Origin of the sequence: Candidatus Brevundimonas colombiensis (assembly GCA_029202665.1) — a bacterium.
Taxonomy (GTDB): Bacteria; Pseudomonadota; Alphaproteobacteria; order Caulobacterales; family Caulobacteraceae; genus Brevundimonas; species Brevundimonas colombiensis.
In genome coordinates, this window is the sequence record CP119326.1 from 3,194,229 (window position 1) to 3,206,835 (window position 12,607).

Annotated in this window: 9 protein-coding genes; 2 read left to right on the forward strand and 7 right to left on the reverse strand. The window is 65.8% G+C overall.

What is annotated here, in order from left to right; all coding sequences use genetic code 11:
• Positions 1-151 precede the first annotated feature (151 nt).
• From P0Y50_15655 to P0Y50_15665, 3 genes are read right to left on the reverse strand one after another with little or no spacing between them, the layout of a single operon-like run.
• Positions 152-2,131, reverse strand: coding sequence for an acetyl/propionyl/methylcrotonyl-CoA carboxylase subunit alpha (locus P0Y50_15655; GenBank protein ID WEK39949.1), 1,980 nt, complete (start codon positions 2,129-2,131; stop codon positions 152-154).
• 47 nt (positions 2,132-2,178) lie between these two features.
• Positions 2,179-2,814, reverse strand: coding sequence for a hypothetical protein (locus P0Y50_15660; protein ID WEK39950.1), 636 nt, complete (start codon positions 2,812-2,814; stop codon positions 2,179-2,181).
• Between the two features lie 30 nt (positions 2,815-2,844).
• Positions 2,845-4,380 carry an acyl-CoA carboxylase subunit beta gene (locus P0Y50_15665; GenBank protein WEK39951.1) on the reverse strand — a complete coding sequence of 512 codons (1,536 nt, stop codon included), beginning with the start codon at positions 4,378-4,380 and terminating at the stop codon, positions 2,845-2,847.
• Between the two features lie 131 nt (positions 4,381-4,511).
• On the opposite strand from P0Y50_15665, the gene P0Y50_15670 reads away from it, so the two are divergent.
• Together P0Y50_15670 and P0Y50_15675 are read left to right on the forward strand one after the other, a co-directional pair.
• On the forward strand, positions 4,512-5,936 hold the full coding sequence (locus P0Y50_15670; GenBank protein ID WEK39952.1) for a short-chain fatty acyl-CoA regulator family protein: 1,425 nt from the start codon (positions 4,512-4,514) through the stop codon (positions 5,934-5,936).
• Between the two features lie 7 nt (positions 5,937-5,943).
• On the forward strand, positions 5,944-6,981 hold the full coding sequence (locus tag P0Y50_15675; protein ID WEK39953.1) for an oxidoreductase: 1,038 nt from the start codon (positions 5,944-5,946) through the stop codon (positions 6,979-6,981).
• On the opposite strand, the gene pyk is transcribed toward P0Y50_15675, so the two are convergent.
• The 4 genes from pyk to P0Y50_15695 all read right to left on the reverse strand — a co-directional run bounded on the left by pyk (position 6,978) and on the right by P0Y50_15695 (position 12,522).
• Positions 6,978-8,423, reverse strand: coding sequence for a pyruvate kinase (gene pyk / locus P0Y50_15680; GenBank protein WEK39954.1), 1,446 nt, complete (start codon positions 8,421-8,423; stop codon positions 6,978-6,980). The two genes, P0Y50_15675 and pyk, sit on opposite strands and share 4 nt — an antisense overlap.
• Before the next feature lie 116 nt (positions 8,424-8,539).
• Positions 8,540-10,279: an alkaline phosphatase family protein gene (locus P0Y50_15685; GenBank protein WEK39955.1), complete on the reverse strand. Its 1,740-nt coding sequence runs from the start codon at positions 10,277-10,279 to the stop codon at positions 8,540-8,542.
• An 83-nt stretch (positions 10,280-10,362) separates the two neighbouring features.
• Positions 10,363-11,307: a DUF808 domain-containing protein gene (locus P0Y50_15690; protein ID WEK39956.1), complete on the reverse strand. Its 945-nt coding sequence runs from the start codon at positions 11,305-11,307 to the stop codon at positions 10,363-10,365.
• Positions 11,308-11,313: 6 nt separating this feature from the next.
• A complete protein-coding gene (locus tag P0Y50_15695; GenBank protein WEK39957.1) occupies positions 11,314-12,522 on the reverse strand; it encodes an LL-diaminopimelate aminotransferase in 1,209 nt (402 codons plus the stop codon).
• Positions 12,523-12,607: the final 85 nt, after the last annotated feature.

Here is a 12,607-nt window from a genome sequence, read left to right on the forward strand (position 1 = left end):
CGACGCCCGCTCCCCACACACTGCGTCATCCTCGGGCTTGACCCGAGGACCGGGCGCCGGACAGACTCTGCGTCCCAAGGCGCCGCACAGGCAGCGGACCGTCCGATCCTCGGGTCAAGCCCGAGGATGACGGAGAGGGAAAACGCAACCATCACCCGAACTCCACCAGCACGTCGTCCGCCGCCACCGGATCACCGTCCTTGGCCCCCACAGCCTTCACCATGCCGTCGCGCTCGGCCTTCAGGATGTTCTGCATCTTCATGGCCTCGATGATGGCCACGGTCTCGCCGGTCTTGACCTCTTGGCCCACGACCACCGGGATCGACACCACCAGACCCGGCATCGGCGACAGCACCAGTTTCGAGGTGTCCGCCACCGCCTTCTCCGGAAGGCGGGCATACATCTGTGCGATCTCGGGACGCAGCACCCGCACCCGCGCCCTGGCCGCGCGGTGGCGAATGTCGAAGCCATCGGCGACGCGCCGAACCTCGGCGGTGAAGGCCTCCCCGTCCAGATCGGCTTTGAACTGGGCCAGACCCGGCCGCCAGTCGATGTCCGACAGGCGGATGTCGCCGCCGCCCGTCAGGGTCAGGATCATCTCCTCGTCCTCGTCGTAAGACAGGCTGACGCCGTGCGGCGTCTTATCGATCATGACGATCCAGTCGGTGCGGTCGGACGGGTCGCCGTCCTGTTCGGCGATCACCTCGTGCATGGCCAGGGCCGAGGCGATCAGGATGCGCTCCTGCGTCTGTGTCGGGCGCAGACCGTTAAAGCCGTCCGGGAACTCGTCCTTGATATAGCTGGTCGACAGTTCGCCCGACTTGAAGCGGTCCTGGTCCATCACCGCCGCCAGGAAGGGCACATTGTGACCCAGCCCCGCCAGATGGGTGTCCTCCAGCGCGCGGGCCATGCCCTCGACCGCGTCCGCCCGCGTCTCGCCCCAGGCGCACAGTTTCGCGATCATGGGGTCGTAGAACATGCTGATCTCGTCGCCCTCACGGACGCCGGAATCATTGCGGACGGTATAATCCCCCTGATCGCCTTCTTCGGGTTGCTCGTAGCGGACCAGCCGCCCGATGGAGGGCAGGAAGCCGCGATAGGGGTCTTCGGCGTAGATGCGGCTCTCGATGGCCCAGCCGTTGATCGCCAGGTCCTTCTGTTCGAAGGCCAGCGTCTCCCCCCAGGCCGAACGGATCATCTGTTCGACCAGGTCGACGCCCGTGATCAGCTCCGTCACCGGATGCTCGACCTGCAGCCGGGTGTTCATTTCCAGGAAGTAGAAGCTCTTGTCCTGACCGGCGACGAACTCGACCGTGCCGGCTGAATCGTAGTTCACGGCCTGGGCCAGGGCGACGGCCTGCGCCCCCATGGCGGCGCGGGTGGCCTCGTCCAGCAGGGGCGACGGCGCCTCCTCGATGACCTTCTGGTTGCGACGCTGGATCGAGCATTCACGCTCGAACAGGTGGACCACATGGCCGTGCTTGTCGCCCAGCACCTGGATCTCGATGTGGCGCGGATCGACGATGAACTTCTCCAGGAAGACCCGGTCGTCGCCAAAGGCGTTCAGCGCCTCGGCCTTCACCGCGGCGAACCCTTCGGCCATGTCGGCGTCCGAATGGGCCACGCGGATGCCCTTGCCGCCGCCGCCGGCCGAGGCCTTGATCATGACCGGATAGCCGATCTCGCGCGCGATCCTGACCGCCTCGTCCGGCGTTTCGATCAGGCCCATGTGGCCCGGCACGGTCGAGACGCCCGCCTCGGCCGCCAGCTTCTTGGAGCTGATCTTGTCGCCCATGGCCTCGATGGCCTCGGGGTTGGGGCCGATGAAGGCGATTCCCTCGTCCCTCAGCCGCCGCGCGAACCCGGCGTTTTCCGACAGGAAGCCAAAGCCCGGGTGCACGGCCTGCGCCCCCGTCTGACGCACCGCCTCGACGATCTTGTCGGCCAGCAAATAGGATTGCGCCGCCGGCGCCGGCCCGATCAACACCGCCTCGTCGGCCATCTCGACCGCCAACGACCCGGCGTCGGCCTCCGAATAGACCTGCACCGTCTGGATGCCCATCTTGCGGCAGGTCTTGATGATGCGAACCGCGATCTCGCCCCGGTTGGCGATGAGAATTTTGGAGAACATTTTATACCGATGATGCCTTCATCAACGTCAGGAAGCGTCCCTGGTGATTAGGCACTCCCTTGGCGATTTGATTGTGAGGATTCTGAATTTTTGGCTGCTTCCATCGCGCTTCCAAGGAAGCTATCCGGTCGCTGAGGCGGCTTTCCACGCTTTATTTGCTTCAGAGATCGAGAGATTAATGAAGCGTCTCGATCCTCAATTTCTCGATCAAGAATTTTAATCGAATACTCTGTGTAGGCTGCCGTAAAGGGGAATAACGCTTCCATCAGGCCTCGCTCTTCCTCGTTCGGATCGTAAAGACTTCTCAGCGTTTCCACCGCACTTATCGACTGCTCAACAGCGTCAATCGTAGCCGGGGTTGGCAGTGTTGTCGGATCGATACCTTTCAAGGCTACAGACAAATCTGCAATGAGCTGAGATGAAGGAAGCTCTTGCACGTTCAAGCCGCTTTTCAAAAATCCTGCCGTCAATCTTTGAACCGTAGCCAGCTTTAAAAGCTGCAGTCTAACGTAACCGATCACAACTGCTTGTTGGGCCTCAAACCGCCTATTTCCTGTGTTCGATAATGAAATCGCTTGGATAAGAGTCAGAAAAACAAGAACAGCGCCCACCGCGTCCCAGTTGAACAAGCTCGTAATGTCAGCGCCAATTTTCCAGAACGCGGTGCTTTGAATTTTTTCCATCGCTAATTTTGGTAGCCGGGTTCAAGGACGTTAAAGTGGAATATTGTCGTGCTTCTTCCAGGGGTTCTCCTGGACCTTGTTCTTCAGCGTCCGCAGCGCCTTCACCAGCCGCCGCCGCGTGCCGTGGGGCATGATGACGTCGTCGATATAGCCCAGGCCCGCCGCCACGAAGGGGTTGGCGAAGCGGTCCTTGTATTCGGCCTCGCGCGCCGCCAGGGCCTCGGGATCGCCGGCCTCCTTGCGGAAGATGATCTCGACCGCGCCCTTGGCGCCCATGACCGCGATTTCGGCGGTGGGCCAGGCGTAGTTGACGTCGCCGCGCAGGTGTTTGGAGCTCATCACGTCATAGGCGCCGCCATAGGCCTTGCGCGTGATCAGGGTCAGTTTCGGCACGGTCGCCTCGGCATAGGCGAACAGCAACTTGGCCCCGTGTTTGATCAGGGCGCCGTACTCCTGCTTGGTGCCCGGCATGAAGCCCGGCACGTCCACCAGCGTCAGCAGCGGAATGTCGAAGGCGTCGCAAAAGCGCACGAACCGCGCGGCCTTTCGGCTTGAATCGATGTCCAGCACGCCCGCCAGCACCTGGGGCTGGTTGGCGACGATCCCGACCGTCTGACTGTCCAGCCGCCCGAAGCCGGTGATGATGTTCCGGGCGAAGTCTGCGCCGATCTCGAAGAAGTCGGCCTCGTCGACCACCTTCAGGATCAGCTCCTTCATATCATAGGGCTGGTTCGGATTGGCCGGGATCAGGGTGTCCAGCGACGGCTCGTCGCGATCCGGCTCGTCATAGCTCTCGCGCACCGGCGGCTTTTCGCGGTTCGACAGAGGCAGGAAGCCGATCAGGCGGCGCACTTCCGACAGGGCCTCCAGATCGTTCTCGAACGCGCCGTCCGCCACGCCCGACTTGCCCGCATGGACGCGGGCGCCGCCGAGATCCTCGTGGCTGACCACCTCGTTGGTGACCGTCTTCACCACATCGGGGCCGGTCACGTACATGTAGCTCGTGTCCTTCACCATGAAGATGAAGTCGGTGATGGCGGGCGAATAGACGTCGCCCCCCGCGCACGGGCCCATGATCACGCTGATCTGGGGGATGACGCCGCTGGCCAGGGTGTTCTGCAGGAAGATGTCGGCGTATCCGGCCAGGCTCTCGACCCCTTCTTGAATCCGCGCGCCGCCCGCGTCGAACAGGCCGATGATCGGGGCGCCGGTGGTCAGGGCCATCTTCTGCAGCTTGACGATCTTGGCCGCATGGGCGCCCGACAGCGAACCGCCGAACACCGTGAAATCCTTGGAGAAGACATAGACCAAACGTCCGCCAATGGTCCCGCGCCCCGTCACAACCCCGTCGCCGGGAATGCGTTGATCCTGCATGCCGAAGTCGTGGCTGCGGTGTTCCACGAACATGTCGGTCTCTTCGAAGGAGTCCTCGTCCAGCAGCACATCGATGCGTTCGCGCGCCGTCAGCTTGCCCTTGGCGTGCTGGGCGGCGATACGCTTTTCGCCGCCGCCCTGTTTCGCGGCGGTGCGACGACGCTCCAGTTCTTCAAGGATGGCCTGAGTCATGATGGATTTACGCCTCTTGTTCGTGAAGGAAGGCGTGGCGCCTTCATTGCAAACATGCAAACGCAACTTTGCAAAAAGTGTGGAACTGCGCCGACTTGCAAAGGATTTTCTGATGATTTGCAAAACTGCAAATGGCTGAGAAGCTTTTTCTCGGCGCTAAACTTCGCAAGTTGCGCGAGGCGCGCGGCTGGACGCTTGAGGCCTGCGCCGAACGTCTGGGCCTGTCGCCGTCCTATCTGTCGCAGATCGAGACCAATCAGCGTCCGGCCACCGCCCGGGTTCTGATCGCCCTGACCCGCGCCTTCCACGTGGACGCCAGTCTGTTCGATCTGGAGGGGGATGCGCGCCTTCTGGCCGACCTGCGCGAGGCCACCACCGACATCGCCGGTCAGGCGGAGCCGCCGACCGCCGCAGAGCTGAAACAAGCAATCGCCAACACCCCGCGCCTGGCGCGCCAGTTCCTGGCCCTGCACCAGACCTTCCGCCGCCTGGACGAGCGAGTGAAGGCGCTGGACGACACCCTGGGCCGGGACGAGCACGGCGCCAGCGTCGCCCTCTTGCCCTATGAGGAGGTGCGCGACTTCTTCCACTATCGCGACAACTATATCGACGCCCTGGACACGGCGGCCGAGGCGCTGGCGGTGACGCTTGTGCAGGACGGCCAGATCGAACGGGCGCTGGAGACCGCACTGGCCGACACGCACGGGGTGCGGGTCGTCTATGTGGCCGGACAGGAGGCCCTGCGCCGCTATGATCCGACCAGCCGCGTCCTGACGCTGGACGCCTGGCAGCCGGGGGCCAGCCGATCGTTCCAGCTGGCCCACCAGCTGTCCCTGCTGTCGTTCCGCGAGACCATAGAGGCCGAGCTGGATCAGGCCGCCTTCCGCACCGACGCCGCCCGCGCCGTGGCCCGCGTCGGACTGGCCAATTATGCGGCGGGCGCCCTGCTGCTGCCCTACCGCGCCTTCCTGGAAGCGGCGCGCGAGGAGAAGCACGACATCGACCGGCTGCGCACCCGGTTTCAGGTCAGTTTCGAACAGGTCTGCCACCGTCTTTCGACCCTGCAGAAGCCCGGCTGGCGCGGCGTGCCCTTCTATTTCGCCCGCGTGGACATGGCCGGGAACATCACCAAGCGGCACAGCGCCACGCGCTTCCAGTTCGCCCGTTTCGGCGGCGCCTGCCCGCTGTGGAACGTGCACGAGGCCTTCGCCGCGCCGGATCGGATCGGGGTGCAGTTGGCCGAGATGCCTGATGGATCGCGCTACATCTCCATCGCCCGTTCGGTGTCGAAGCCCAGCGGCTCCTATCTGGCGGGCGACCGTCGCTACGCCCTGTCGCTGGGGTGCGAGGTCGAGCACGCCTCGGCCCTGGTCTATGCGTCGGGCCTGGACCTGAACGGCCCCGCCGCCCGCATCGGCGTCAGCTGCCGCATCTGCGAGCGCACCGACTGCACCCAGCGCGCCTTCCCGCCCATCGACCGCACCCTTCATGTGCCGGAAAACGAGCGCGGCGTGGTGCCCTATGTGCTGGATGGGCCGCGTCTGGATCGCTATTGATCGATCCATGAGTTCGAACGATCCGATCGGTGTCGCCGTCGTGGGCTACGGCCTGGCGGGCCAGACCTTCCACGCGCCGTTGATTTCCGCGACGCCAGGGTTGGTCCTGCGCGCCGTCGTCTCATCGCGGCCCGAAGCGGTTCACGCCGACTGGCCTGAGGTCGAGGTGCTGCCTGATCTGGACGCCGCCTTGTCGCGCGCCGACATCGGCCTGATCGTCGTCGCCACGCCCGACGCCCTGCATGCCGAACAATCCATCGCGGCTCTGAAGGCCGGCAAGTCGGTGGTGGTGGACAAACCCTTCGCCGCTACTCTGGACGACGCCGAAAGGGTGGCGGCCGTCGCGGCCGCGTCGCCCGGCGTGTTCAGCGTTTTCCAGAACCGCCGCTGGGACGCCGACTTCCTGACCCTGCGCCGACTGCTCGCCGAGGGGGCTCTGGGTGAGATCGCCGTGTTCGAAAGCCATTTCGACCGCTTTCGCCCCGCCGTCACCGACCGCTGGAAGGACAGTCGCGACGGCGGCGTGTGGGCCGACCTGGGTCCGCATCTGATCGATCAGGCTGTACAATTGTTCGGGCCGCCCTTGGGCGTTTACGCCGACCTGCAGGCCCAGCGTCGGGGCGCGACCGCCATCGACTACGCCCATGTCCTGCTGCTTTATGATCGGCTGCGGGTGATCCTCAACATGGGCCATCTGACCGCGGAGTCCAGCCTGCGCTACGTCGTGCATGGCGACGGCGGCAGTTTCGTCAAACACGGGCTGGACGCTCAGGAGGGTCAGTCCAAGGCGGGCCTGCGCCCCGGCGACGCCGACTGGGGGCTGGACCCGTCGCCCGGCGTTCTGACCCAGATGGTCGACGACCGACCGATCCGCACCACGCCGACGCCCGAGCGTGGCGACTATCCGGCCTTCTACGCCGCCATGCGCGATGCGATCCGGGGCAAGGGTCCGCCCCCCGTCCCCGCCGATCAGGCCCTGATAACGATGCGGATCATCGACGCGGGCCTGCGCAGCGCGGCGGAAGGGCGCGAGATCGCGCTCTAGCCCTTTCTGCGTCCCTTTGACGTGGCCGCCGGCGCATGGGCCAGACGCAGCAGATTGGCCGCTCCCGGCGCCCCGAACGGCGTGCCCGCCAGGATCAGGATGCGCTGGCCAGGCTCTGCCAGACCGTATCGGACGGCGCTGTTCACGGCATCGTCGGTGACGGCCTCCAGCGAGTCCGGCTGATCGCCCAGACGCGGCTCCAGCCCCCAGACCAGGGCCAGACGGCGCGCCGTATTGGGGTTCGGCGTCAGCACCAGGATCGGCTTCAACGGCCGCTCGCGCGCCATCCGCCGCGCCGTGCCGCCCAGGGTCGTGAACACCACCAGACAGCCGGTCGATGGGGCATTGGCCGCCATGGCCGCGGCCCCGACCAGGGCGTCCACGTCATGCTCGTCCATGCCCGCGTGTTCGGCGCCCATCAGGCTGGGCCAGTTGGGATCGCGTTCGACCCGCTCGATGATGCGGCTCATGATGCCGACGGATTCCAGCGGATAGTCGCCCGACGCCGTCTCGGCCGACAGCATCAGGGCGTCCGCGCCTTCATAAACCGCATTGGCCACGTCGGTGGCCTCGGCCCGGGTCGGGGCCGGGGCGCTGGTCATCGACTCCAACATCTGGGTCGCCACGATCACCGGCACGCCGCGATTGCGGGCGGCGCGAACGATCTGCTTCTGCGCCACCGGCACGTCCTCAGGGTCCAGTTCGACCCCCAGGTCGCCGCGCGCCACCATGACCCCGTCGCAATAGTCCAGAATAGCTTCAAGATCGGCCAGAGCCGCCGGCTTCTCGATCTTGGCCAGACAGGCGGCCTGGCCATTCACGATCCGCTTCAACTCGGCCATGTCCTCAGGCTTCTGAACGAAGCTGAGCGCGACCCAGTCCACCCCCATCCGCAGGGCGAAGGCCAGATCCTCGCGGTCCTTGGGCGTCAGCGCCGAGACCGGGATCACCGCTTCCGGCACCGCCACGCCCTTGCGATCCGACAGTTTGGATCCGCTTTCGACCGTCACGTCCGCCCAGTCGTCGCTGCGCTCGCCCACGCGCAGGCGAACCCGCCCGTCGTCAAGCAGCAGCAGCATGCCCGGGCGCAGGGCCTTGAAGATTTCGGGATGCGGCATCTGCACCCGCGTCTCGTCGCCCGGCGTCGGGTCCAGGTCGAACCGCATGGTATGGCCCGGCCGAACCGAGATCTCGACGTCCTTGAACCGGCCCAGCCGCAGCTTGGGTCCCTGCAAGTCGGCCAGCACGCCCAGCGGACGCTGCAGCGCCATCTCGGCGCCGCGCACGGCCTTCAGGGCGGCGGCGTGATCCTCGTGCGAGCCGTGGCTGAAATTCAGGCGAAAGACATCGACCCCGGCCTGCGCCAGCGCCTTGACGGTGCTGGGCGCGCGGCTTGCAGGGCCCAGGGTCGCGACGATGCGGGCGCGGCGAGCTCGGTTCATGAACGTTTCCTATTGGCCTTCAGGGGCGGATTCGCCCCTTACTGCCCACGAAACGCGCCGCACGTAAGACCGCCTTCCCCTCGGGAAACACGAGTTTACGGCGTCGTCACAGAAGTTTACCGCGCCGACGTCTGCGCCGTCGCCGGACAATCCGCGACGTTGAACCCGTTCAGATCGATGCAGCGCCCCTCGACCTGGGGGGCCGAAATGCCGATCAGGTGCGCCAGGGTCGGGGCGATGTCGACGGTGCGGATGGGCAGAAAGCGTTCCTCGCCATGCGCGCCGGGCCACCAGAAGATAATCGGCACGCGGCGGTCGAACTCGAACGGGGTGCCATGGCCGCTGAGCGTTCCGCCGACGCGGCCGCCGGCGTTGACATTCTGGGCCAGGGCGAACTGGATGTCCGGCGAACGCTCGGCCACCGTCGACAGGCGCATCCGCTCGCGAAGCGTCATCATCTCGGGCTGGCGGCTGTCGGGGATCGGTTCGGCCAGCAGCCGGTCGCGGGTCTCGGCGAAGGCCACATCAGGCAGTTGGCGCAGCATCTCGACCGCCGCCTCGGCGACCTGAGTCCGCAAGGGATCAGGCAGGGATTTATGTTCGGCATCGGCGACCATCAGGCCGCTGCCGCCCGCCTGCAACGGCTCGGCCGGCAGGTTAAAGCGGGTCTTCAGCGCCGCATTGACCGCCTGGATCGCATCCATGTCCAGCCGGCGCGCGTGGGGATAACCTTGGGCGTGCAGACGCTCGACAAAGTCCGACCCGCCGTGATCGGCCGTCAGAACCACCAGGGCGCCGCCCGGAACCTGAGCCAGCCTGTCCAGGAAGGCGCCCAAAGCCACATCCAGACGATGCATCTGTTCGCACATCTCCGGCCCCTGGGTGCCGTAGGCGTGGCCGATGCGATCGGTGGCCGACAGGCTGACGCCCAGCATGTCGGTCGTGGCGCCCTGCCCCAGCTTCTGGGTGTCCAGCAGATATTCGGCGGCCTTCAGCGTCTGCTCGTCCAGCAGGGGCGAGTTGTCGAACGACAGCCTGGCTGGCGGCAGTTGCGAATGGAAGGTCTGGCCCCGGATGGTCCAGTCGCCGGCCAGGGCGCGGCACTCGCCGTTCTGATAGTCCCAGCTCACGGGGTTGGCGGCCAGCCAGGCGTTGAAGGCGCGATTGAAGCCGGCGACGGGCACCAGTCGCCCCTCCGCCGTCTGTCCCGGTTCGACATAGGTGGTCAGCCCGAACCCGTCAGTGAACCAGAAGGCCTGGCCCTGATGGCCCGCCAGATTGATGGCCCCCCGATCCTTGCCCGAAACGCCGAACACCTTGCTCTCGGGACTGACGGCCTTCAACCAGTCGCCGACCGTCGTGGCCTGAAGCTGCTCGGTCCCGACCGGACCGTTGTCGGTGTCGTCGCGGCCGTGGGCCAGATGATTGCGGGTCGAGGCCAGGCAATAGACCTCCTTGCCCGTCTTGGCGTCGATCCAGTCATTGGCGGGGATGCCGGTTTCGACCGGATGCATCCCGGTCAGGACGGTGGAATGGCCGGGACAGGTCTCGGTCAAACCGTGGCTTTGATAGCCGTTGATCGACACCAGTCCTTGATCGGCCATGCGACGCAGACCGCCGGTGAAGCGGCCGCGATACTGGTCGAACAGATTGGCGCTGAACTGATCCACCACGATGGTCACGATCAGCTTGGGCGGCGCAAGGGCCGTAGCCGACGCCTGGGTCGCAGGGTTCTGCGTCGCGCCCGACTGAGCTTGCCCCTGTGCGTTGGCGACGCCCGTCATCGACACGGCGGCCAGCACGGCTAGGGCGGCGTTACGCGAAACGTACCTGGCCCAAGGCTTGATCGACGACATGACAGGACACTCCAACAAAAGGCAGGCGGCCTCTAGCGGCTGCAGATTGCATCTACGTGACAGGCGCCAGGGCCAGCTTGACCTTAGTGCGATTCCTTGCCGCGCAGGCGGCCGACCTGATGGACGATCAGCACGACCAGACCGCCGACGATCAGACCGACGATCGCAGAGGCGACAGCCGTCGTCAGCCAGCCCGTCACAGGCCCCACCGGCCCCGTCGCGGCCGCGACCGCGTGCGACAGATGCTCCAGCGGCACGGCGGGCCAATGCAGACCCAGCGTATGCGAGCCGTGGACCAATATGCCCCCGCCGACCCACAGCATGGCCGCCGTGCCGATCACCGACAGGGCGCTCATCACCACCGGCATCCCCTTGACCAGACCGCGCCCCAGGCCGCGCACACCGCCATTGTCGCGGCGCGCCAGCACCAGGCCGATGTCGTCCATCTTCACGATCAGGCCGACGGCCCCATAGACGGCGATGGTCATGGCGACGCCCACCACCACCAGCACCGCCGCCTGGGTCAGGATCGGCTGGGCGGCCACGTCGGCCAGGGCGATGGCCATGATCTCGGCCGACAGGATCAGGTCGGTCCGCACCGCCCCCTTCACCGTCGTCTTCTCCAGTGCGGCGGCGTCGCCGGTCTGGACCGCCGCCTCGTCATGGCCGCCGCGACCAAAGGCCTCCAGCAGCTTCTCGGCCCCCTCGAAACACAGATAGGTCCCGCCGCACATCAGAATGGGCGTGATGGCCCAGGGCGCGAAGGCGCTGAGCAGCAGCGCCGCCGGCAGAATGATGATCAGCTTGTTGCGAAACGACCCTAGCGCGATCTTGCCGATGATCGGCAACTCCCGGCTGGGCGACAGGCCGGTGACATAGCGCGGCGTCACCGCCGCATCGTCCACCACCACGCCCGCCGCCTTGGTCGAAGCCTTGCCGGCGGCCGCGCCGACATCGTCCAGCGACGCCGCCGCCAGTTTGGCGATGCCGGCGACATCGTCCAGCAGCGCAATCAATCCAGAAGGCATGGCGGATCAGTCTTCCCGGCTGGGCGGCACATTGACGCCCTGCGATTTCAGATAGGCTTTCACGTTGCGCGCGGCCTGACGGATGCGCTGCTCGTTCTCGACCATGGCGATCCGGACAAAGCCCTCGCCATTCTCGCCATAGCCGACGCCCGCCGCCACCGCGACCTTGGCGTGGGTCAGAAGCTGTTTGGAGAATTCCAGGCTGCCCAGATGCTTCAGCGCCGGGGGCAGCGGCGCCCAGGCGAACATGGAGGCCGCAGGCTTGGGAATATCCCACCCGGCGCGCCCGAAACTGTCGACCAGCACGTCACGACGGCGGTGGTACAGTTCGCGGTTCTTGTCGACGATGTCCTGCGGCCCGTTCAGCGCGGCGCAGGCCGCCGCCTGGATCGGCGTGAAGGCGCCATAGTCCAGATAGGACTTCACCCGCGACATGGCCGCGATCAGCTTCTTGTTGCCGACCGCGAACCCGATGCGCCAGCCCGCCATGCTATAGGTCTTGGACAGGGAGGTGAACTCGATCGCCACGTCCTTGGCGCCGGGAACCTGCAGGATCGAGACCGTCGGTTTGCCGTCGTAATACAGCTCCGAATAGGCCAGGTCGCTGATGATCCACAGGTCGTTGGCCTTGGCGAAGTCCACGACGCGTTCATAGAAGGCCAGATCGACCGTCTCGGCCGTCGGGTTGGACGGATAGTTCATCACCAGGATCTTGGGGCGCGGCACGGTGAAGGCCATCGCCCGCTCCAACGCCTCGAAATACTTCTCGTCCGGCGTGGTCGGCACGCTGCGGATCGCCGCGCCCGCGATGATGAAGCCGAAGGTGTGGATTGGATAGGACGGATTGGGTGCCAGGATCACGTCGCCCGGCTCGGTGATCGCGGTGGCCAGGCTGGCCAGACCTTCCTTCGAGCCCATGGTGACGATCACCTCGGTCTCGGGATCGACGTCGACGCCGAAACGACGGCCGTAATAATTGGCCTGGGCGCGGCGCAGGCCCGGAATGCCCTTGGACTGCGAATAGCCGTGGGCGTCGGGCTTCCTCGCCACCTCGATCAGCTTGTCGATCACGTGCTGGGGCGGCGGCAGGTCCGGGTTGCCCATGCCAAGATCGATCACGTCCTCGCCCGCTGCGCGTGCCGCCGCTCGCATCGCATTGGTCTCGGCGATGACATAGGGCGGCAACCGCTTCATGCGGTAGAATTCTTCGGACATGACTGGCTCGTCGTTCGGGGTAGCGGCCTGAGATTGGCCTCCCAAGCGATTAGCGCGCCTGCGACCGCCCGCACCAGCGCCGAAA

Bases quoted from the DNA above. Each gene is read 5' to 3' on its own strand.
- P0Y50_15665 (WEK39951.1), bottom strand. From the start codon at position 4,380: ATGACTCAGGCCATCCTTGAAGAACTGGAGCGTCGTCGCACCGCCGCG.
- P0Y50_15675 (WEK39953.1), top strand. From the start codon at position 5,944: ATGAGTTCGAACGATCCGATCGGTGTCGCCGTCGTGGGCTACGGCCTG.
- P0Y50_15685 (WEK39955.1), bottom strand. From the start codon at position 10,279: ATGTCGTCGATCAAGCCTTGGGCCAGGTACGTTTCGCGTAACGCCGCC.
- P0Y50_15690 (WEK39956.1), bottom strand. From the start codon at position 11,307: ATGCCTTCTGGATTGATTGCGCTGCTGGACGATGTCGCCGGCATCGCC.
- pyk (WEK39954.1), bottom strand. From the start codon at position 8,423: ATGAACCGAGCTCGCCGCGCCCGCATCGTCGCGACCCTGGGCCCTGCA.
- P0Y50_15695 (WEK39957.1), bottom strand. From the start codon at position 12,522: ATGTCCGAAGAATTCTACCGCATGAAGCGGTTGCCGCCCTATGTCATC.
- P0Y50_15660 (WEK39950.1), bottom strand. From the start codon at position 2,814: ATGGAAAAAATTCAAAGCACCGCGTTCTGGAAAATTGGCGCTGACATT.
- P0Y50_15670 (WEK39952.1), top strand. From the start codon at position 4,512: ATGGCTGAGAAGCTTTTTCTCGGCGCTAAACTTCGCAAGTTGCGCGAG.
- P0Y50_15655 (WEK39949.1), bottom strand. From the start codon at position 2,131: ATGTTCTCCAAAATTCTCATCGCCAACCGGGGCGAGATCGCGGTTCGC.